The following is a 19,221-nucleotide window of genomic DNA, read 5'->3' as shown; positions in this document are numbered from 1 at the left end:
TGGACGCACCATTTCCACCGGGTAAGCGCATGGCTGACGCTGGCAGCGGATTCACGCAAAGGGTACAACGCTATCTCATCACCGGCGTACTCACGGTCATCCCTCTGTGGATCACCTGGCTGGTGTTCGATTTCATTTTTTCCCAACTATCGAGCTTTGGTTCTCCATGGATCCGCGCACTGACCGATACGTTCGGCAGTGGCAGCCCGCCTCCCCGTCTTTGGCTTTATCCGTGGGTGCAATCGGCGCTCGCGATCGCCTTGACCCTGCTTGCGCTCTACCTGCTCGGCTGGGCCAGCACGCGTATCGTTGGGCGCAGGTTGCTGGGGCTGGTGGACCGGCTGATGAGTCATATACCCATGGCGCACGCGGTGTACGGATCCACCAAAAAACTACTCGCGGCCCTGCAGCAGAAACCGGACAATGTACAGCGTGTCGTGTTGATCAACTTTCCTTCGCCCGAGATGCGCTCGGTCGGCCTGGTCACACGCACGCTCATCGATAGCGATACGGGACGCGAACTGGCGGCGGTCTATGTGCCGACCACACCCAATCCCACCTCGGGGTATCTTGAAATCGTGCCTGTCGAGGATCTCGTGCCGACCGACTGGAGCATGGACGAGGCCATGAGCTTCATTATTTCGGGAGGGGCGGTTGCGCCCGAGCACATCCGTTTTTCCAAGCGCCCTCTGGACTGATGGATCCGATACGTCAGCGACACCCGACTGGCCACGGCAGGCCTCAGGTCGGTTGGTGCGCCAGCATGAACTCGGCGAGGGGCAGATCCTCGGGCCGCGTAATCTTGAGGTTGTCGGCGCGCCCCTCGATGATTCGCGGCTGATGACCGGCTAGCTCCATGGCTGAGGACTCATCGGTCACCACGCAACCGCGCGCCAGTGCGGCATCTATCGCATCGATCAACAGTCTCAAGCGGAACATCTGCGGCGTCTGCGCCAGCCACAAAGCTTGTCGGTCGACCGTCTCCGCAATGCGTCCATCGGCGCCCACGCGCTTGCAGGTGTCCCGTGCCGGCGTCGCCAGGATACCCCCAACAGGATCCAGCTCAAGATCACCGATCAAACGGTCGAGATCGTCGCGATGCAGGCAGGGTCTGGCGGCATCGTGCACCAGCACCCAATCCTCCGGCGCCGCCACACGCGCCAGTTCGCGCAAGGCATTGCGCACGGTATGCGCACGCTCGGCGCCGCCGGCCACGCGCCACAGCTCCGATTTGCCCGCAAACGAAAGTTCTGGCCAATAGGGATCGTGCGGCGCGAGCGCGACGAAGATGCCCGCAATATCCGCCCGCGACGTGAAGTGGGAGAGGCTATGCTCCAGCACGGTGCGATCGCCGAGTCGCAGGTATTGCTTCGGCACCTCGGACGCCATCCGACGCCCTGCGCCTGCGGCAGGCAATATGACCCAGCGGCGCGGACTCATCGCTGTGCCGGCCCTGAGGGTCGACTCGGTGCGGATGAGAGTTTGTCTGCGCCAGGCCCCGGCGGCGCGACGTACTGATAGAACGTATCGCCTTGTTGGATCATGCCTAGCCGACTGCGCGCCAGCTCCTCGATTGCCGCAGTACCCCGTTTGAGCGCGATGACTTCGGCGGCCAGAGCGGCATTGCTGTCCTTGAGCCGGGCGTTCTCTGCGCGCTGCGCGGTCAATTCCGCGCGCAGACGGTGAACGTCGCTGAGACTGCCTTCTCCCAGCCAGAGTTTGTATTGAAGCACGAGTAGCAGCGCCACCAGAGCCGCGATCAGCAGCTTGCTCCCGGTGCTCATGCGCCCGTTCCGGCCGCGCGCGGGTCAGCGCTTGAAGACGTTCCGGCCAGGATAGCTCGCCTGCGCACCCAGCGCCTCTTCGATGCGAATCAGTTGGTTGTACTTTGCCACTCGGTCCGAACGTGATAGCGACCCGGTCTTGATCTGCCCGGTCTGCATGCCCACCGCGAGATCGGCGATGGTGGTGTCCTCGGTCTCGCCGGAGCGGTGCGAAACGACCGCGGTATAGCCTGCTCCGGAGGCCATGCGGATCGCCTCGATGGTCTCGGTCAGCGTGCCGATCTGGTTGACCTTGATCAGGATAGAATTGGCCACGCCGGCTTCGATGCCGCGCGCAAGAATCTCGGTGTTGGTCACGAACAGGTCATCGCCGACGAGCTGTATCCGCGCACCCAGGGTCTTGGTCAGGATGGCCCAACCGTCCCAGTCGTCCTCGGCCATGCCGTCCTCGATCGACAGAATCGGATACTGTTCGACCCAGGCAGCCAGGTACTCGGAAAAGCCGGCGGCATCGTAGCTGCGCCCTTCCGAGGCCAGGACGTACCGGCCGTCCTTATAGAATTCCGAGCTGGCCGCATCGATGGCCAGCGCCACGTCGTCTCCCGGCCGGAAGCCGGCCAGTCCGATCGCTTCCAGGATGACGTTGATCGCGGCCTCGTTGGAAGGCAGGTTGGGCGCGAAGCCACCTTCGTCGCCGACGGCGGTCGCCAAGCCCTGCTTCTTGAGTACCGACTTCAGCGCATGGAACACCTCGGCGCCGTAGCGCACCGCTTCGGCTAGCGAGGCGGCACCAACGGGCACGATCATGAATTCCTGCAGGTCGATGCTGTTGTCCGCATGTGCGCCACCGTTGATGATGTTCATCATCGGCACCGGCAAGGTCATGGCGCCGCTGCCGCCGAGATAGCGGAACAGGGGCTGCTCGGATTCGACGGCCGCCGCCTTGGCTAGCGCCAGCGACACCGCGAGGATCGCATTCGCGCCCAGCCGCGCCTTGGTGGGTGTGCCGTCCAGTTCGATCATGCGGCGGTCGACCGCCGCTTGGTCGCGCCCATCCAGCCCGAGCAGGGCTTCGCGAATCTCGCCGTTGACGTGTTCCACGGCCTTGAGCACGCCCTTGCCGCCGTATCGTCCGGCATCGCCGTCGCGCAACTCCACCGCTTCGCGGGTGCCGGTCGAGGCGCCGGAAGGCACCGCCGCACGCCCGAAGGCACCGCTAGCCAGGCGCACGTCCGCTTCTACGGTCGGGTTGCCGCGTGAATCGAGCAGCTCTCGGGCGTGGATGTCGACGATCTCGGACATGGACGTATGGTCTCCTGGGGTGGTTATTCGATTGTGGCGCGGGCTTCGAGCAGATCCTGCTCGGCGAACGGCGAGGCCTTGACCTGCGCGTCGATCTGGGCAAGCTGAGCGAGCAGCGGTTCGAGACGCCCCAGCGGCCAGGCGTTGGGGCCGTCGCTCAAGGCCTGACCGGGGTTCGGATGGGTTTCCATGAACAAGCCTGACACGCCTGCGGCCACAGCCGCCCGCGCCAGCACGGGGACGAATTCGCGCTGGCCGCCGGAGGAGCTGCCCTGCCCGCCGGGCAACTGCACGGAATGGGTCGCGTCGAACACGACCGGACAGCCGGTGCCGCGCATTACCGCAAGCGCGCGCATGTCGGAAACCAGGTTGTTGTAACCGAACGATACACCGCGCTCGCACACCATGATCTGCTCATTGCCGGTTTCGCGGGCCTTGTCGACCACATTGCCCATGTCCCACGGCGCAAGAAACTGCCCCTTCTTGATATTGACCGGCCGTCCCTGGCGCGCAACGTTCTGGATGAAATTGGTCTGCCTGCACAGGAAGGCCGGCGTCTGCAGCACGTCGACCACCTCGGCGACTTCGTCGAGCGGCGTGTCCTCGTGCACATCGGTCAGCACCGGCACGGCAATCTCGCGCCGCACGCGTTCGAGTATGCGCAGGCCCTCGCCCAAGCCGGGGCCACGGAAACTGCGACTGGACGAACGGTTGGCCTTGTCGAAGGAAGATTTGTAGATGAAGGGGATGCCCAGCTTGTCGGTCATCGCCTTGAGCGTGGCGGCGGTTTCCATCGCCAGCGATTCGCTCTCGATAACGCAGGGACCGGCGATCAGGAAAAACGGCCGGTCTAGACCGACATCGAAACCGCACAGCTTCATGCCGTTGACTCCAGCTTGCGCAGTTGCAGATCGTGCCGGCTGCGGGCGGCCTTGATGAAACCACTGAAGAGCGGATGCCCGTCGCGTGGCGTCGAGGTGAATTCGGGGTGGAACTGGCAACCCAGGAACCAGGGGTGCTCTGGCAGCTCGACGACCTCGACCAGGGCCCCGTCTAGGGACTTGCCGGAAACGCGCAAGCCCGCCGCGGCCAGCGGTTCGAGGTAGTTGTTGTTGAACTCGTAGCGGTGGCGGTGACGCTCGGTGATGGTGTCTTCGCCGTACAAGCGCTGGGCGAGGCTGCCGGCCTCAAGCCTGCAGGCCTGGCCACCGAGGCGCATGGTGCCGCCGAGGTCTGATCCCTCGTCGCGGCGCTCGATCTGCCCGCTCTGATCCTGCCATTCGGTGATCAGCGCGATGACGGGGTCCGGAGTACCCTGATCGAACTCCGTGCTATGGGCCTGGGGCATGTCCGCGATATGGCGCGCGAACTCGATCACGGCAACCTGCATGCCGAGGCAGATACCCAAATAGGGTATACCGTGCGTGCGTGCGTATTCCGCCGCCTGGATCTTGCCTTCGATGCCACGTCTGCCGAACCCGCCTGGCACCAGGATGGCGTCCAGATGGGCGAGCAGCTCGGTGCCGTCGGCCTCGATGCGTTCGGAGTCGATGTACTCGATGCGCACCCGGGTCTGCGTATGGATGCCGGCATGCGTCAGGGCTTCGTTGAGCGATTTGTAGGATTCGGTCAAATCGACATATTTGCCGACCATGCCGATCACCACTTCCGCCTCCGGGAATTCCATTGCGTTGACCACGTGCTTCCAATCGGAAAGGTCGGCGGCCGGCGCATCGATGTGGAATTTTCGCAATACGATCTCGTCGAGGCGCTGGGCGTGCAGCCACAGCGGTATCTTGTAGATATTGTCCACGTCGATGGCGGAAATGACCGCTTTTTCCTCGACGTTCGTGAACAGTGCGATCTTGCGCCGTTCGCTGTCTGGCAACGGCACGGTGCTTCTGCACATGAGCACGTCCGGTTGAATGCCGATCGAACGCAGTTCCTTGACGGAGTGCTGGGTAGGCTTGGTCTTGATCTCGCCCGAGGCCGGCAGATAAGGCACCAGGGTGAGATGCATGAACAACACGTTTTCGCGCCCGAGTTCGACGCCCATCTGGCGAATGGCCTCCAGGAAGGGAAGCGATTCGATGTCGCCGACCGTGCCGCCGATCTCGACCAACGCGACATCTGCATCGTCTGCGCCCACGCGGATCGAACGTTTGATCTCGTCCGTGATATGCGGGATCACCTGCACGGTACCGCCGAGATAATCGCCGCGCCGCTCCTTGCGGATCACGTTCTCGTAGATCTGCCCCGTGGTGAAATTGTTGCGCGTGGTGGCCCGGAAACGCACGAAGCGTTCGTAATGCCCGAGATCGAGATCGGTCTCGGCGCCATCCTCAGTGACGAACACCTCGCCATGCTGAAACGGACTCATGGTGCCGGGATCGACGTTGATGTACGGATCGAGCTTGAGTAGGGTCACCTTGAGGCCGCGGGCCTCGAGGATGGCGCCCAGCGAGGCCGAAGCAATACCCTTCCCCAGGGAGGAGACGACTCCACCGGTAATAAAAATAAAACGCGTCATAGTATTACGCCCACGGGGCGGATGAAGTCGGGGGGATCACGGGGCGCGAGTTTAGCAAAGATCGGGCCGCCCCCTCAATCGGAAGCGCCGGCCGCGCGCCGATCATTCTTCGTGCCCGGGCAGTCGCGGGCGCGCAGGCTTGTCCGTTTTGTGCTCGGATGAATGCGACAGATACAACGCCAGGCCGATCAGGGCGATCCCGCCGGCGAAGTAGAGCATGTCGAGCGGATCGGAGAATTTCATGCCGAGAGCATGCTCGAAGAATTTGACGATCAGGATCATCAGCACGACCTTGCCGAGTCGTGCCTTGAGATCGTCCAGATTGTGGATCACCAGGACCTTCGAGGCCATTTCGGAGCGCTCCGCTTCGTCGATCTTGCTGATGAAGAGCTCGTAAAGGCCGAGCGCAAAGATCAACAGCACCGTGGCCAGCAGATAGCCGTCCAATATCCCGACCACATGTGCGATGGTGCTGCCCCGCATCTGCGTTCGCGCGGCCTCGCTCAATGCCGGCGATGCATAGTCGCCCAGGTGAATGATCATGTACCACGCATCGATCGTGGCCGTATAGAACATGGCCAGCGCCGATGCCAGGCTGGCCAATACCGCAGCCAGCACCACCAGGCGACTGCGCCATAGAAAACCTTCGAACAGCTGTTCCAGTCGGTTCATTCCCTCTCCCAGTATCCCGGATTCATGGCGTTTCAATCCCGTTCGCCTCCCGCCCGGCTCCCCCGTGGCATACCCAATGTCCGACGACCTCGATCAGGCGCTGGTCGGCATACAGCAAGGGGATGCGATCCCGCAGCCAGGGGGGCACACCGGCCTCCTGCAACAGGGTCTTGAGCGCCCGTGCGGCGCCCCTCGGCGATGGCCGGCAGCGCTCCCCTCCGCTGCGAAAGCGAATCGTGAAGCGCGCACCCGCAGATTTCAAGCCGCGCCAGTCGCAGCGCAGATCTTCCGCGCACAGGCGCATACCGACACCCGGCAGGTCCATTGGTTGCGAGGGGTCCCAGTCGATCACCACTGTCGGATCGTGTCGCGGCAGTGGAGCACCGGCATACAACCCATCGCGGTAGCGTCGCAGTTCTGCGCCCGGCCAGTACAATTGCGCACGACCGTCGACCCGCGCCTCCAGCATCCGTCGCAGGCTCGACAGCCGCTGCCGGCTCGGCAGCGGCAGCCCCTTGTCCGACAGCCAGACACGCACCGCGTTGTGCAGGCGGGCATCGGGCAGCGCGCGCAATGCGTCGACATCGAGTACGCCGGACAGCGAATGCGACGCCGCCTCGAGGTCGCGGCGGCCCAGATGCATCAACAAGCCTTGCGTTTCGGCCTGCAGCGCGGCGGCACGACCCAGGGTGACAGTGGCCGCCGGCCAGTAGGCCTCGATCAGCGGCATCACCCGGTGGCGCAGATAGTTGCGCGGTGTCTTCCACTCTTGATTGGACGGATCCTCTATCCAGTCGAGCCCGAAACGCTCGAGATAGGCGCGCAAGGCGGTGCGCCGCAAGGGTAACAAGGGACGCACATGCCAGCCGGTACCGAAAGGCACGATCGCAGGCATCGCGGCCAATCCGGCCGGACCCGCTCCCCGCAGCAACTGCAGCAGCAGCGTTTCGGCCTGATCGTCGGCATGATGCGCCGTAAGTAACGCATCTCCGCGGGCGAGTCCTTGCCTCAGGGCACGGTAGCGCAGCTCGCGCGCGCGCGCTTCGGGGCTGTCGCCCGCGCGCGCGCGGGCATTCAGCCTCACGACCTCGAATTCGACACCCCATGCGGCACAATGCGTCGAACAGCGATCGGCCCAGGCGTCCGCATCGGGCTGCAGGCCGTGGTGCACGTGGACCGCCCGCACCGCACGGGTGCCGGCCGCGCCGTTGACCAGCGCATGCAGCAGCGCCTGTGAATCGCCGCCGCCGCTGTAGGCCACGACCCAACGCCCGGTGACGGGCAGGCCGTCAAGTTGTCGCGCCAGCCAGGCCGGGTCGAAGATTTCGACCTTGGGCATCGGCGAATCTAATCCGAGAGGGTGCTGTACTGCATCAGGCGCTCGTAGCGGCGTTTCAACAGCGTCTCCGTGTTGGTGGTCCGCAGGCGTTCGATGGCGCGCCACAGCGCTTCGCCAAGGCGCAGGCTGATGGTTTCGATATCGCGATGCGCAGCCCCGGCAGGTTCGCCGATGATCTCATCGATGAGGTTCAACGATTTCAGGCGCTGCGCGGTAATGCCGAGCGCCTCGGCCGCATCCGGCGCCTTGTCGGCACTCTTCCACAGAATCGAGGCGCAGCCCTCCGGCGAGATGACCGAATAGGTGCTGTATTGCAGCATCATCACGTGGTCGCCGACCCCGATCGCCAGCGCGCCGCCCGACCCGCCTTCGCCGATGACCGCGCAGACGATGGGCGTGCGCAGACGTGACATCGCGAGCAAATTGCGAGCAATGGCTTCGCTCTGCCCACGCTCTTCCGCGCCCACGCCGGGATACGCCCCCGGCGTGTCGATGAAGGTCACGACGGGCAGGCGGAAACGCTCGGCCATCTGCATGAGACGCAAGGCTTTGCGATAGCCTTCCGGACGCGGCATGCCGAAATTTCGCCTGACCTTCTCGCGGGTGTCGCGTCCCTTCTGGTGGCCGATCACCATGATCGGCTGGCCACGCAAGCGCGCCACGCCGCCGACGATGGCCGCGTCGTCGGCGTAGGTGCGATCACCGTGCAATTCCTCGAAATCGGTGAACAGGCGCTCGATATAGTCCAGCGTGTAAGGACGTCGCGGATGCCGCGCCACTTGGGATACCTGCCAGGGCGTAAGCGAGGCGAATACGGATTGGGTCAGACTGCGGGCCTTGCGTTCCAAGCGCCCGATTTCCTCGCTGAGATTGACCTCGCTGTCATTCCCAACATAGCGCAACTCCTCGATTTTCGCTTCGAGTTCGGCGATCGGTTGTTCGAAATCAAGAAACTCGGGATTCATTCGGCTATCCGTATTCGGCCCACGGCGGACGGGGGATTGTAACCGGGGCCGTCAACGCTTGTCAGGGCCATAGCGCAGCTTGAGACGCGAGATTCCGTCCAGGCGAGCCAAGCGCCGCAGCAGTTCGTCGCTGGGGCGCACGCGCCACTCGTCTCCGAGCACCAGGCGGGCATCGGCCTTCGGATTGCGGTAACTGAGCCACACAGGGCAGCCGTTGTCGCGGTAGCAATAGGGCTTGAGCACCTGCATCAGCTCGCCGGCGAGGCCGTTGAGGCGGCCGTCGTTGACGACCTGGATATCCAGCGCCTTGGCAAAGCGCGCACGCGCCTGATCGATGGTATGCACGTGCTGTGCGCGCACGCGCCGGCGGCCGCTGAAGGCGTCGAAACCGATGCTGCCCTCGATGACCAGCAGGATGTCCTTGGCCAGGAGATCGGCGTAATTCTGATATTCGTCGCCGAACAGCCCGACATCGAGCCGGCCGGTGCGATCGTCCAGGGTGACGAAGGCGAAACGCCCCGAGGGTCCGGTGCGCACGGACAGCCCCACCACCAGACCGGCGACCACCATGTCGCGATCGTTGCGCGCGCCGCGCCCGCGACCTTCCGGCTCATCTTCCTGAAGCCAGGCCGCGATCGGACGCGTGACGAAGCGTGACAGCTCATCGGCATAGCGATCTATCGGATGGCCGGTCAGATACAGGCCCAGGGTTTCCTTTTCAGCGTGCAGGCGTTCGTCATCCTCCCACTCGGGCAGCTCGGGCAGATCGGCAAGCACCGCCACCTCGGGCGATTCGCCGAACAGGTCGACCTGCCCTTGGTCCGCATCCCGCTGCGCCTGCTCCGCCGCGCGGATCGCCTCGGGCAGACGGGCCATGTGGGTCGCTCGATTGACGCCAAGTGCATCGAGCGTGCCCGCACGGATCAGCGCTTCCAGCACGCGACGATTGACCTTGCGGCCGATCACGCGTCGACAGAGGGCACCGAGATCCTTGAAGGGCCCCGCCGCCGAACGCTCCTCGAGCAGGCTTTCGATGGCCGAGGCGCCGATGCCCTTGATCGCGCCCATGCCGTACAAAATGGTGCGCTCGTCGACTACCGTGAAACGGTGAAAGGAACGGTTCACGTCCGGCGGCACCACCTTCAGCCCCAGTTGGCGGCATTCCTCGATGAGGTTGACCACCTTGTCGGTATTGTCCATATCGGCCGACAGCACCGCGGCCATGAAGGCCGCCGGATGATGCTGCTTGAGCCAGGCCGTCTGGTACGACAACAGCGCGTAAGCCGCCGAATGCGATTTGTTGAACCCGTAGCCGGCGAATTTTTCCATCAGGTCGAAGATGTAGGTTGCGACATCCGCATCCACACCGCGCCCGACCGCCCCCTGAGTGAAGATTTCGCGTTGCTTGGCCATCTCCTCGGGCTTTTTCTTGCCCATGGCGCGGCGCAGCATGTCCGCGCCGCCCAGCGTGTAGCCGGCCAGCACCTGGGCGATCTGCATGACCTGCTCCTGATACAGGATCACGCCATAGGTCGGCTTGAGGATCGGCTCCAGTTCGGGGTGCGGATATTCGACCTTGGCCCGACCGTGCTTGCGATTGATGAAGTCGTCGACCATGCCCGACTGCAGCGGACCAGGCCGGTACAGGGCCACCAGCGCGACGATATCCTCGAAGTTGTCCGGCTGCAGGCGCTTGATCAGCTCCTGCATGCCGCTCGATTCGAGCTGGAACACCGCCGTCGTCTGATGGCGCTTGAGCAGGCCGTAGGTGGCTTCGTCGTCCAGCGGCAGGCGATTGAGGTCAAGCGTCTCGACACCTTCGGGCCGGCGCGCATTGATGGTTTCTACCGCCCAGTCGATGATCGTCAGCGTGCGCAGGCCGAGAAAGTCGAACTTCACGAGACCGATGGCCTCGACGTCGTCCTTGTCGAACTGGGTCACCAGACTTTGGCCGCCCTCTTCGCAGTAGAGCGGCGAAAAGTCGGTCAACGGGCCGGGCGCGATCACCACGCCGCCGGCATGCTTGCCGGCGTTGCGCGCGAGTCCCTCGAGCTTGAGCGCGAGATCGATCAGCGCGGTGACCTCCTCCTCTTCCTCATAGGCCCGCCGCAGGTCCTCCTCCTGGGCCAGCGCCTTCTCCAGCGACATGCCGATCTCGAAGGGGATCAGCTTGGCGATGCGGTCGACGAAGCCATAAGGGTGGCTGAGAACGCGACCGACGTCACGGACCACCGCCTTGGCCGCCATGCTGCCATAGGTGATGATCTGCGAGACGCGGTCTCGCCCATAGCGCTCGGCCACGTAATCGATCACACGATCGCGCTTCTCCATGCAAAAATCGACGTCGAAGTCGGGCATGGAAACGCGTTCAGGATTCAGAAAGCGCTCGAAAAGAAGGTCGTAACGTATTGGATCAAGGTCAGTTATTCCTAGGGAGTACGCCACGAGCGAACCTGCGCCGGAACCGCGGCCAGGACCGACGGGAATCTGGTTGCGCTTGGCCCACTGGATGAAATCGGCAACGATCAGGAAGTAGCCCGGGAAACCCATCTGGATGATGACATCGAGTTCCCGCGCCAGTCGTTCGTGGTACTGGACTCGCCGCTGCTCGGCATCCGCCGCGGAGGGGTCAATGAGTTGATGCAGGCGGGCTTCGAGTCCCTTCTCCGCCTCGCGGCGCAGAAACCCGTCGGTGTCCATGCCTTCGGGGACCGGAAACTGCGGCAGCACCGATTTGCCCAGCGTCAGTCCGAGCGAGCAGCGGCGTGCGATCTCGACCGTGTTCTCCAGCGCCTCGGGCAGGTCGGCGAACAGCGCCACCATTTCCTCCGGCGAGCGCAGATACTGCTGCTCGCTGTAGCGACGCGCACGCCGCGGGTCGGCCAGCACGTCGCCGTCGTGGATACACACCCGCGCCTCGTGCGCCTCGAAATCCTCCGGTGTGAGGAAACGCACGTCGTTGGTGGCCACCACCGGCGTATCGCTGGCCGCCGCCAGCGCCACGGCCGCATGCAGATACTCTTCTTCGCCGTCGCGCCCCGTACGCTGCAGCTCGAGGTAATAACGGTCGGGAAACAGGCGCCGCCAGAATGCCAGGCGCGTTTCGGCCTGTGCCCGGCGGCCGGCCAGCAGTGCGCGCCCGACGTCGCCGGCGCGACCACCCGACAACACGATCAACCCTTCACTCATGCCCTCCAGCCAGTCGTAATCGAGCATGGCGATGCCGCCGTGCTGGCCTTCCTGGTAGCTCCGCGACACCAGCCGGGTCAGGTTGCGGTATCCCGTTTCGTCCTGGCACAAGAACAGCGCGCGCGCGGGCGACTCGGGCTCGCTGCCGGGACTGCCGGGCGGTTCGCGCATCCAGGCGTCGACACCGATGATCGGCTTGATGCCAGCGCGCTGGGCGGCACGGTAGAACTTGACCATGGCAAACAGGTTGCATTGGTCCGTCAGCGCCACTGCCGGCGCACCCTGCTCGGCCAGCGCCTTCATCAGCGGGCCGATCCTGAGCACACTGTCGGTCAGCGAGTACTCGGTGTGCAGCGACAAATGAATGTATGAGGGTTCCATCGCTTCCGCGGTCGATGCGCCTGCCCGCTAGCGGGCCGTGAGCAGATAAAAATAGGCCGCATAGCAGGCGGCATTCAAGAGCAGCCATGCGGGCTTCAACCCGCCGGGCCGGTTGGCGAAGCGCAGCCAGGTCGCCGCCAGCAGGGTCAGCCCCGCGGCGTACACGACCGGGCGGCTGGGTTGCCAGGGCGTCAGCCAAAGACCCAGGGCCGGGAGCAGCGACCCCTGGAAAACCAGCGCGCCGCTGAGATTGCCCAGCGCGAGGGTATCCTTACCCCGCCGCGCCCACAACAGGCTGTTGACCTTTTCGGGCAATTCCGTGGCCACCGGCACCACCAGCAGCGACAGCACCAGGACCGACAGACCGAGCGAGATGGCCAACTGCTCCACGGCAGCAACAAATCCGTGGGCGGCCCACACGATCAAACCGACACCGAGCAGCAGCTGCGACCATATCTGCACCAGCCCACCGCCCCACAGGCGAGCCGTATAAAGCGGCTGATCGGCGCTCGCGCCATGTCCCTCCGCCACCAACGCCCCCGAGCGTCGCAGCGTCGCCCACAGATACGCGGCATACCCGGTCAGCAGCAAGAGGCTCGCCACGAGCCGCAGCCGGTGATCGCCCGGCGGGATGAACAGTGCGGCGGCGCCCAGGCCAAACAACGCCTGAAACCAGCCCAGGTCGCGTGCCAGCCCCTTGCGCTCGGGGTGCAAATGGCGTCTGCCGGACAGCAGCATGAAAACACCCAGCAGGCCGAATGAAAGCGTGGAAATCATCAACGGCGCGCCCAGTATGGCACCGACGCTCACCGCCTGGCCCACGGCAATGCCGCCGCCCGCGAACAGGGCGACCACGGGCACCAACGCCTCAGGCAGCGCCGTGCCGACTGCCGCGAATACCGATCCGACCGCGCCCTCGGAAAGACCATAGCGTTCGCCCAGGTGTTCCAGTGCGTTGGTGAACAGCTCGGCACCGAGCAGTATGCCGAGCAGCGCCATGCCTCCCAGCAGCCAACTCATGCGCGTCCGGCGTCCGTGCTGCGGCCGGCATGCTGGTCCGTCGTCTCCCGAAACGGCACAATAGCCTCCCACTTCATCTAAAGAGAAACGTCATTGATCGGCGATTTCATCACCGGGTTTTCGTATATCCCCCGTGGCCTGGCGCTCATTCTCCGCCCCCGACTCCGGCGCTACGTCATCCTACCGGTTCTGATCAATGTCGTGCTGTTCATCAGCGCCTTCGTACTCCTGTTGGAACGCCTTGGCGGCTGGCTGGACGGTCTGTTGCCCAGCAGCCTGGCCTGGCTGTCATGGCTGATCTTGCCGCTGCTCTTCCTGGCGCTGTCGCTGGGCGTGTTCTATACCTTCGGCCTGGTCGCCAATCTGATTGCTTCGCCGTTCAGCGCACTGCTGGCCGAGCAGATCGAGCTGCAGATGGGCGGACAACCGCCCAGCGCCGGCGCCGGTCTGAAGCAGACGCTGCGCAGCACCGCCATCGGCGTGATGACGCAGCTTTCCGCCCTGGCTTACCAGTTGGTGCGTCTGTTGCCGCTATTGCTGCTGTTTCTGGTGCCGGTGGTCAATGTACTGGCTACCTCCGTGCTGATCGCCTTTTCCGCCTGGATGCTGGCCTTGGGCTATCTTTCCACCCCCATGGGCAATCACGACATGAGCTTCCGCGCCGTTCACGAAACCTGCCGCGGACGGCGGGCACTCGCGCTGGGTCTGGGTACTGGACTGTTGCTGCTGACCTGGATCCCCCTGCTCAACCTGCTCGCTCTGCCGGTTGGCACTGCCGCCGCCACGGCGCTCTGGACCGAAAAACTCGCCTCCGAACACCGTTGATCGGATTCAACCCTCCGAAGAGGGCCTGGATCGCTGTCCGGGGGTGGTCCCGCCTCCACCGCTGCGCGATACTTGAAACCAATCGCCGCATCGACGGCGGGACGCCCAGACCAAAGCTTACAAGGACTCCGAAATGACCGTTTCACTGGATTTTGCGCGTCACGGTGACAAGCGCAATTCCGACTTCTTCGAAACCTACCTCACACGTCTGCTCGAAGAGCGCGACCGGGTCGGCCTGACCGACATGATCCACGAGATCGACGCCATGATGATCACCGTGGAGCCGGGCCACTCGATCGCCTACATCGCCGAACTGGCGCTAATGACGCCCTACCACTACCTGGTCACGCTGGAAAGCGAGCAGCATCTCACGCATATACTGCGCATCGACCTTGACAGCCCCGACTTACTTATCCGCGAGGTCAAGGACGCCGGCACCCGCGGCATCTTCCGCAGCCTCAACGAGGTCTACCCGGTCGGCGCGCACAAGCCCTACAGCCGCTATATCGGCGAGATCATCCGCGTCAGCAATCTGCACGAAGTGGTCAGCCTGCAGCGCGAGCGCGAATTCCGTTTCTTCGGTGCCGACGACGTACGCAAACTGGAATTTCCCGGCAACCTCGCGGTCAGCAAGCCGTCCCCGTATACGCACAACATCGTTGCCTACCTCGAGCGCGAACCCAACGATCCACGCGTCTACGCGCTCGGCGTCAGCCGTATCGACTCGCGTGCCCAGGAGGCCTACGAAGCCGCCAAGGAATTGCAGTACAAGCTCGGCGTGCACACCCTGCTGTTGCCCATCGACCATCTGGCCACGCGCGTCTACAGCCAGAACCGGGAAGTGGCGATCCTCGAATACCTGTCGTCGTCGAGCTACTACTACTGGGGCTCCTACGACATCAAGGACCAGAATTCCTCGACCAACGTCACCAAGAGCGTCCACCACTCGAGCGAGTTCCGCAGCCCTGCCAAGGTGTTCACCGCCAACAACACGCCGTATTTCGTCAATCACCTGGAGAAGCTGCCCTCGCCGACGGAAACCTTCGTGCGCAACTACGGGCCGCGTCTGCATCACATCGCGGTCGCCGTGCGCGATGGTGAGACCGACGGCCTCGAGAACATCGAATACGTGGTGCGCAGCATCGCCGAACAGGGCAAAGACTTCCTGCTCGACGTGATCGGCTCCAAGGAAGAAGGTCTCAAGCAGATATTCTCCAGCGCCTCGGAGCACTCCTCCCTGATCGTCGAGTACGTCCAGCGCTTCGGCGATTTCGATGGTTTCTTCGCCAAGCACAACGTCGCCGAGCTCACCCGTGCAGCGGGTGTCGACGAGTCGCTCAAGGAGCTGGAAGCCACGGCCCGCAGTTGATCGCGTCTGCCGGCGACACCGCCGGACGACAAATGGATGGACTCGGGTGCGGCCGATCGCTTCGCGGCCGCACCCACTCAATCCGTCTGCAGCATGTCGAGAAAGGCATTCAGCGCGGCCGAACGATAATCCGGCTTCGGTGCTGCCAGATAGAGCGTCCAGTACAAGCCCTGCGGCGGATTCAATCTTAACGGCTGCAGCGGCCACTGTGCGCGGCGCAAGGCGGTTGCCGACGCGAATCCAACGCCAAGACCGGCCGACACGGCCTCCCGCACCGCCTCCACACCGGTCACCTCGACACTGAACTGCACGCTCAGGCCGACCGCGGCCAGGGCATGCTCAACCGCGCGTCTTACGCCGGACTCCGGTTCCCGCCACACGATCGGATACGCCACCAATTCGTCCCAGCCCACTCCTTCATCGCCACGACCGGCCAACGGGTGGTCGTCTGGCAACAGGGCGACGATTTCGTCTTCCATCCACGGTTCCAGAGTACAGAAACCCGGCAGCCACGACTGCGGATCGGCGAATACGCCATCCAGAAACAGCAGATCCCAGGTGCCCGCCGCCTGGATCGCCCAGTCCAAGGCTCCCGTTTTGAGCACCAGTCTGATGTCTGGGCAGCAACGGCGGAAAGCCGCCAAGCGTTCATGCAGGAAGTAACTCGCGACGTTGTTGCTCGAAACGATGCGCAGACATCCATCCTGCAGCGTCCGGCGGCGACGGATCCATTCCTCCACATGATCGAGCGCGGCACGCAGGCCTCGCGCCTCCACCAGCAAGGCCTCGCCCGCGGGAGTGAGGCGGATGCCGCGCCCCACCCGCTGATACAGCGGTTCGCCGACCGCCTCGGTCAACTGCCTCAACCTTTCGGAAACCGCCGGCTGACTGCGGTGCAGGAGGCGTGCGCCGGCCGCCACACCGCCCTGCTCGGCGACATGGAGAAAGGTGAGCAAATGCTCTGCGTGGATACTCATCCAAATTATCGATGAATCATGTCCAAAAAACGGATTTGCCCGATGAATATGCGCCGCTTAGTCTAATTCGGCGCGATGTCGACGGCCATCCATCTCCATGCGCCATCCGTAAATCGTGCGCGTCCTCCATCAAAAAATACTCATAGAATCATCATGTTATCTCTGTTCACAGGCGTCGGACTCGCGCTCGCGATTGGTTCATTCGAAGGCGCATCCGTACTCGGCATACTGCCCTATATCGGCGGAGGCCTGGCTACCAGCAGCGATCATGCGCTCTGGACGCTGACCTACTTTATCGTGCATTGGTCACTTGGCATCACCGTGATGCCCTGGAGCATGCGCCGCTGGGGCCCCCGGCGTCTGTTCGAATTTTCGGTGCTGTTCACGCTCGCGGGCACGCTATTGGCCGCCGACACGGGCAATCTCTGGCTGATGCTGGTCGCGCGCGCGATGCAGGGATTCGGCGCCGGCCTGCTGGTGCCGCTGAGCCAGCATCTGTTCCTGCAACGCACGCCTCCCTCACGGCATGGACTCGTCACCATCGTCTGGAGCAACGCCATGCTGATCCCTTTCTTCGTCGGACCAGCGATCGGCGGTTATCTGGCAACCACGGCTGGTTGGCGCGGCATATTCTGGATCTGTGCGCCGCTACTGCTGATCGCAGGATGGTTCGGGCGCCGAGGCATCGACCATGCCCGTCCCGACGCCACCACGCCGCCATTCGACCGCATCGGTTTCGGGCTGCTGTATGGGGGTCTGTTGGGCCTGCAGATGATCATGGACCAGGGACAGGACGACGGCTGGTGGCACGCACGCCTTATCGACGAATTGAGCCTGTTGGCCTGCGCCCTGCTGCTCGCCTTTGCATGGTGGGAGCGCCGCTGCCCCCATCCGTTGCTCGACTTCCAGTTCTTCCGTCGGCGCAATTACACGCTCGGGCTGCTGTTGCTGTGCATCGGCTGGTCGCTGTTCATGGCCTGGGCTGCACTGCTGCCACTCTGGGCGGAGAGCGACCTCGGTTATAATGGCTATTGGGGCAGCGTACTGCTGCTGCCGATCGCACTGGGCGCCATCCCGCTCGCCTCCGTGATGGACAGGCTGCGCGGCTTGGTCGGGCTGCGTCGCCTCGCCACCGCCTGTTTCCTGGTATTCGCCGGCGCCTACGGGATTGCCGACGTCAATCAGGCCAGCGGCTTGCAGGCCCTGTTCCTGCCGATGCTGATCGAAGGCATGGGTGTCGGCATGCTGTTCGTGCCGCTGACCCTGATCGTGCTCTCCGGAATCGCGGCGCAGGACATCCCCTCGGCGGCGACGACCAGCAATTTCATCCGAGTCTTCAGCGCCAACGTCGGTGTCACGCTGCTCAGCGTCTATTGGATACGTCAAAGCGCGGTCGCCGCCACGGCGCTGCGTGCGGATACGCTGCCTGCACACGAGGCCATCACCGCCCACTGGCTGATATTCGTTCAGCACCTGCTGGATGCAGAAGCGCAGACCCAGGCACTGGACAATTTGCTCCGCGTATCCGCCTGGGTGTGTCTGCTCGCCGCAGGGCTGGCTTATTTCGCGCTCAAGCCACCCGTCGCCGCAGCCTCCCCTCTGGGTCCGCGCAGCTTCATTCAGGAACAGGAGATGGAATCCGCTGTTGCTCGACGTCCCGCCCTTCAAAGCGGCGACCGCCAGCCCTGAGTCTGCGCTCAGGCGCGCTTGAAGAAATCCCGCAAACGGGCAACGGCTTCCTTCAGATCGTCCATCCCGGTGGTATAGGCGAAGCGGATATGCTGATCGGCACCATTCTCGCCGAAATCCGTTCCCGGCGTCACGGCAACGCCGGCTTCTTCCAGCAACCGGGCCGACAGGGTCTCTGCGTCAACGCCGAAGCGCTCGCAATTGGCATAAAGATAAAATGCGCCGTCCGGCGTCACCGGAATATTGAACCCGAGGGCGCGCAGTTCGGGCAGCAGAAAATCCCTGCGGGTTCGGAATTCGGCACGCCGACCTTCCAGAATCGACAGCACTTCCGGTTCGAAGGCCGCGAGAGCGGCGTGTTGCGAGGGCGTCGGTGCACATAGAAAAAGATTCTGCGCCAATTTCTCTATCGGGCGGACGTAGGCCTCGGGCGCCACGATCCAACCCAGGCGCCATCCGGTCATGCCGAAATATTTAGAAAAACTGTTGACCACGAACACCTGGTCGCTGATCTCCAGTGCCGTGGCATCGGGTTGGTCATAGACGAGTCCCTGGTAGATTTCGTCGACGATCAGGGCCCCTTCCCGCTCCGCCGCATAGGCAGCCATTTCCGCCAGCATGCCCTTTGCGATCAAGGTACCGGTGGGATTGGCCGGCGAAGCGACCAACGCGGCAACCGTACGTTTGCTCCAGTGCGCGCGCAACAGCTCCGGCGTCAGCTGGTAGCGTGTATCCCGGCGCACCATCACCTGGCGTGCACGGCCCTCGAACAGGCGGACGAAATGCCGGTTGCAGGGGTAGCCGGGATCGGTCATCAGGACTTCGGTATCCGGATCGACCAATACGCCCAACACGAGCTGGAGTGCACCCGAAGCGCCGGGCGTGACGATCACCCTTTCAGGTGAGATCGTCACGCCGTAATGCGTGGCATAAAAACCGGCGATTGCTTCCCGCAACGCCGGCAAGCCAAGTGCAGGGGTGTAACGCGTGGCGCCTGCCTGTAGCGCAGCACGACCCGCTTCGACGATGGCCGTCGGCGTATCGAAGTCCGGCTCGCCGATCTCCAGATGCACGATGCGCCGCCCCTCGGCTTCCAACTGACGCGCGCGGGCCAACAGATCCATCACCCGGAACGAAGCGATATCGTCGATACGACGGGCGGTGCGCAGATGCACGGCG

16 protein-coding genes are annotated in these 19,221 nt (G+C 63.8%); 4 read left to right on the top strand and 12 right to left on the bottom strand.

Annotated features, from left to right (window positions below):
* The first annotated feature begins 29 nt into the window (after nt 1-29).
* A complete protein-coding gene (locus THPRO_RS01955) occupies nt 30-698 on the top strand; it encodes a DUF502 domain-containing protein (RefSeq protein WP_065089128.1) in 669 nt (222 codons plus the stop codon).
* A gap of 43 nt (nt 699-741) precedes the next feature.
* On the opposite strand, the gene ispD is transcribed toward THPRO_RS01955, so the two are convergent.
* The 10 genes from ispD to THPRO_RS01905 form a co-directional block, all read right to left on the bottom strand.
* Nucleotides 742-1,440, bottom strand: a complete 699-nt coding sequence (gene ispD, locus THPRO_RS01950; protein WP_038091975.1) for a 2-C-methyl-D-erythritol 4-phosphate cytidylyltransferase — start codon at nt 1,438-1,440, stop codon at nt 742-744.
* Nucleotides 1,437-1,784: a cell division protein FtsB gene (gene ftsB / locus THPRO_RS01945; RefSeq protein ID WP_038091973.1), complete on the bottom strand. Its 348-nt coding sequence runs from the start codon at nt 1,782-1,784 to the stop codon at nt 1,437-1,439. The genes ispD and ftsB overlap by 4 nt, the downstream gene beginning before the upstream one ends.
* Before the next feature lie 24 nt (nt 1,785-1,808).
* Entirely contained in the window at nt 1,809-3,086 is a 1,278-nt protein-coding gene (eno, locus tag THPRO_RS01940; RefSeq protein ID WP_038091971.1) for a phosphopyruvate hydratase, read from the bottom strand.
* 23 nt (nt 3,087-3,109) lie between these two features.
* Nucleotides 3,110-3,967, bottom strand: coding sequence for a 3-deoxy-8-phosphooctulonate synthase (gene kdsA, locus THPRO_RS01935; RefSeq protein ID WP_038091968.1), 858 nt, complete (start codon nt 3,965-3,967; stop codon nt 3,110-3,112).
* Nucleotides 3,964-5,616 carry a CTP synthase gene (locus THPRO_RS01930; RefSeq protein ID WP_038091965.1) on the bottom strand — a complete coding sequence of 551 codons (1,653 nt, stop codon included), beginning with the start codon at nt 5,614-5,616 and terminating at the stop codon, nt 3,964-3,966. Before THPRO_RS01930 ends, kdsA begins: the two co-directional genes overlap by 4 nt.
* 102 nt (nt 5,617-5,718) lie before the next feature.
* Nucleotides 5,719-6,288: a YqhA family protein gene (locus THPRO_RS01925; RefSeq protein WP_065089127.1), complete on the bottom strand. Its 570-nt coding sequence runs from the start codon at nt 6,286-6,288 to the stop codon at nt 5,719-5,721.
* 22 nt (nt 6,289-6,310) lie between these two features.
* Nucleotides 6,311-7,627 (bottom strand): tRNA lysidine(34) synthetase TilS, encoded by a 1,317-nt coding sequence (tilS, locus tag THPRO_RS01920; protein WP_065089126.1) that lies wholly within the window; start codon nt 7,625-7,627, stop codon nt 6,311-6,313.
* Between the two features lie 8 nt (nt 7,628-7,635).
* A complete protein-coding gene (locus THPRO_RS01915) occupies nt 7,636-8,592 on the bottom strand; it encodes an acetyl-CoA carboxylase carboxyltransferase subunit alpha (protein WP_038091962.1) in 957 nt (318 codons plus the stop codon).
* A 51-nt stretch (nt 8,593-8,643) separates the two neighbouring features.
* Nucleotides 8,644-12,162: a DNA polymerase III subunit alpha gene (gene dnaE, locus THPRO_RS01910; RefSeq protein ID WP_065089125.1), complete on the bottom strand. Its 3,519-nt coding sequence runs from the start codon at nt 12,160-12,162 to the stop codon at nt 8,644-8,646.
* A gap of 27 nt (nt 12,163-12,189) precedes the next feature.
* The gene (locus THPRO_RS01905) at nt 12,190-13,182 is read right to left on the bottom strand and encodes a sodium:calcium antiporter (protein ID WP_038091959.1); all 993 of its coding nucleotides are present in this window, start codon (nt 13,180-13,182) and stop codon (nt 12,190-12,192) included.
* Nucleotides 13,183-13,275: 93 nt separating this feature from the next.
* Here THPRO_RS01905 and cysZ point away from each other — a divergent pair, with 93 nt between their 5' ends.
* Nucleotides 13,276-14,007 (top strand): sulfate transporter CysZ, encoded by a 732-nt coding sequence (cysZ, locus tag THPRO_RS01900; RefSeq protein ID WP_038091956.1) that lies wholly within the window; start codon nt 13,276-13,278, stop codon nt 14,005-14,007.
* Between the two features lie 133 nt (nt 14,008-14,140).
* The gene (locus tag THPRO_RS01895) at nt 14,141-15,376 is read left to right on the top strand and encodes a hypothetical protein (protein ID WP_038091954.1); all 1,236 of its coding nucleotides are present in this window, start codon (nt 14,141-14,143) and stop codon (nt 15,374-15,376) included.
* Between the two features lie 77 nt (nt 15,377-15,453).
* Here THPRO_RS01895 and THPRO_RS01890 read toward each other — a convergent pair whose 3' ends face one another.
* Nucleotides 15,454-16,353, bottom strand: coding sequence for a LysR family transcriptional regulator (locus tag THPRO_RS01890; RefSeq protein ID WP_038091952.1), 900 nt, complete (start codon nt 16,351-16,353; stop codon nt 15,454-15,456).
* A gap of 153 nt (nt 16,354-16,506) precedes the next feature.
* Between THPRO_RS01890 and THPRO_RS01885 the strand changes: the two genes are divergently transcribed.
* A complete protein-coding gene (locus THPRO_RS01885; RefSeq protein WP_065089124.1) occupies nt 16,507-18,042 on the top strand; it encodes an MFS transporter in 1,536 nt (511 codons plus the stop codon).
* 8 nt (nt 18,043-18,050) lie between these two features.
* On the opposite strand, the gene THPRO_RS01880 is transcribed toward THPRO_RS01885, so the two are convergent.
* Nucleotides 18,051-19,217 carry a pyridoxal phosphate-dependent aminotransferase gene (locus THPRO_RS01880; RefSeq protein ID WP_038092093.1) on the bottom strand — a complete coding sequence of 389 codons (1,167 nt, stop codon included), beginning with the start codon at nt 19,215-19,217 and terminating at the stop codon, nt 18,051-18,053.
* Nucleotides 19,218-19,221: the final 4 nt, after the last annotated feature.

This window comes from Acidihalobacter prosperus, from assembly GCF_000754095.2.
GTDB classification, from domain to species: domain Bacteria; phylum Pseudomonadota; class Gammaproteobacteria; order DSM-5130; family Acidihalobacteraceae; genus Acidihalobacter; species Acidihalobacter prosperus.
Note: the sequence above shows the minus strand (reverse complement) of the source record. Positions and strands in the feature narration are given on the sequence as shown.

What these genes read in the sequence shown, in the direction of transcription:
- kdsA (WP_038091968.1), bottom strand. Translation starts at nt 3,967, where the DNA reads ATGAAGCTGTGCGGTTTCGATGTCGGTCTAGACCGGCCGTTTTTCCTG.
- THPRO_RS01930 (WP_038091965.1), bottom strand. Translation starts at nt 5,616, where the DNA reads ATGACGCGTTTTATTTTTATTACCGGTGGAGTCGTCTCCTCCCTGGGG.
- dnaE (WP_065089125.1), bottom strand. Translation starts at nt 12,162, where the DNA reads ATGGAACCCTCATACATTCATTTGTCGCTGCACACCGAGTACTCGCTG.
- THPRO_RS01925 (WP_065089127.1), bottom strand. Translation starts at nt 6,288, where the DNA reads ATGAACCGACTGGAACAGCTGTTCGAAGGTTTTCTATGGCGCAGTCGC.
- tilS (WP_065089126.1), bottom strand. Translation starts at nt 7,627, where the DNA reads ATGCCCAAGGTCGAAATCTTCGACCCGGCCTGGCTGGCGCGACAACTT.
- THPRO_RS01905 (WP_038091959.1), bottom strand. Translation starts at nt 13,182, where the DNA reads ATGAGTTGGCTGCTGGGAGGCATGGCGCTGCTCGGCATACTGCTCGGT.
- THPRO_RS01955 (WP_065089128.1), top strand. Translation starts at nt 30, where the DNA reads ATGGCTGACGCTGGCAGCGGATTCACGCAAAGGGTACAACGCTATCTC.
- THPRO_RS01885 (WP_065089124.1), top strand. Translation starts at nt 16,507, where the DNA reads ATGTTATCTCTGTTCACAGGCGTCGGACTCGCGCTCGCGATTGGTTCA.
- THPRO_RS01890 (WP_038091952.1), bottom strand. Translation starts at nt 16,353, where the DNA reads ATGAGTATCCACGCAGAGCATTTGCTCACCTTTCTCCATGTCGCCGAG.
- ftsB (WP_038091973.1), bottom strand. Translation starts at nt 1,784, where the DNA reads ATGAGCACCGGGAGCAAGCTGCTGATCGCGGCTCTGGTGGCGCTGCTA.
- THPRO_RS01895 (WP_038091954.1), top strand. Translation starts at nt 14,141, where the DNA reads ATGACCGTTTCACTGGATTTTGCGCGTCACGGTGACAAGCGCAATTCC.
- ispD (WP_038091975.1), bottom strand. Translation starts at nt 1,440, where the DNA reads ATGAGTCCGCGCCGCTGGGTCATATTGCCTGCCGCAGGCGCAGGGCGT.
- eno (WP_038091971.1), bottom strand. Translation starts at nt 3,086, where the DNA reads ATGTCCGAGATCGTCGACATCCACGCCCGAGAGCTGCTCGATTCACGC.
- THPRO_RS01915 (WP_038091962.1), bottom strand. Translation starts at nt 8,592, where the DNA reads ATGAATCCCGAGTTTCTTGATTTCGAACAACCGATCGCCGAACTCGAA.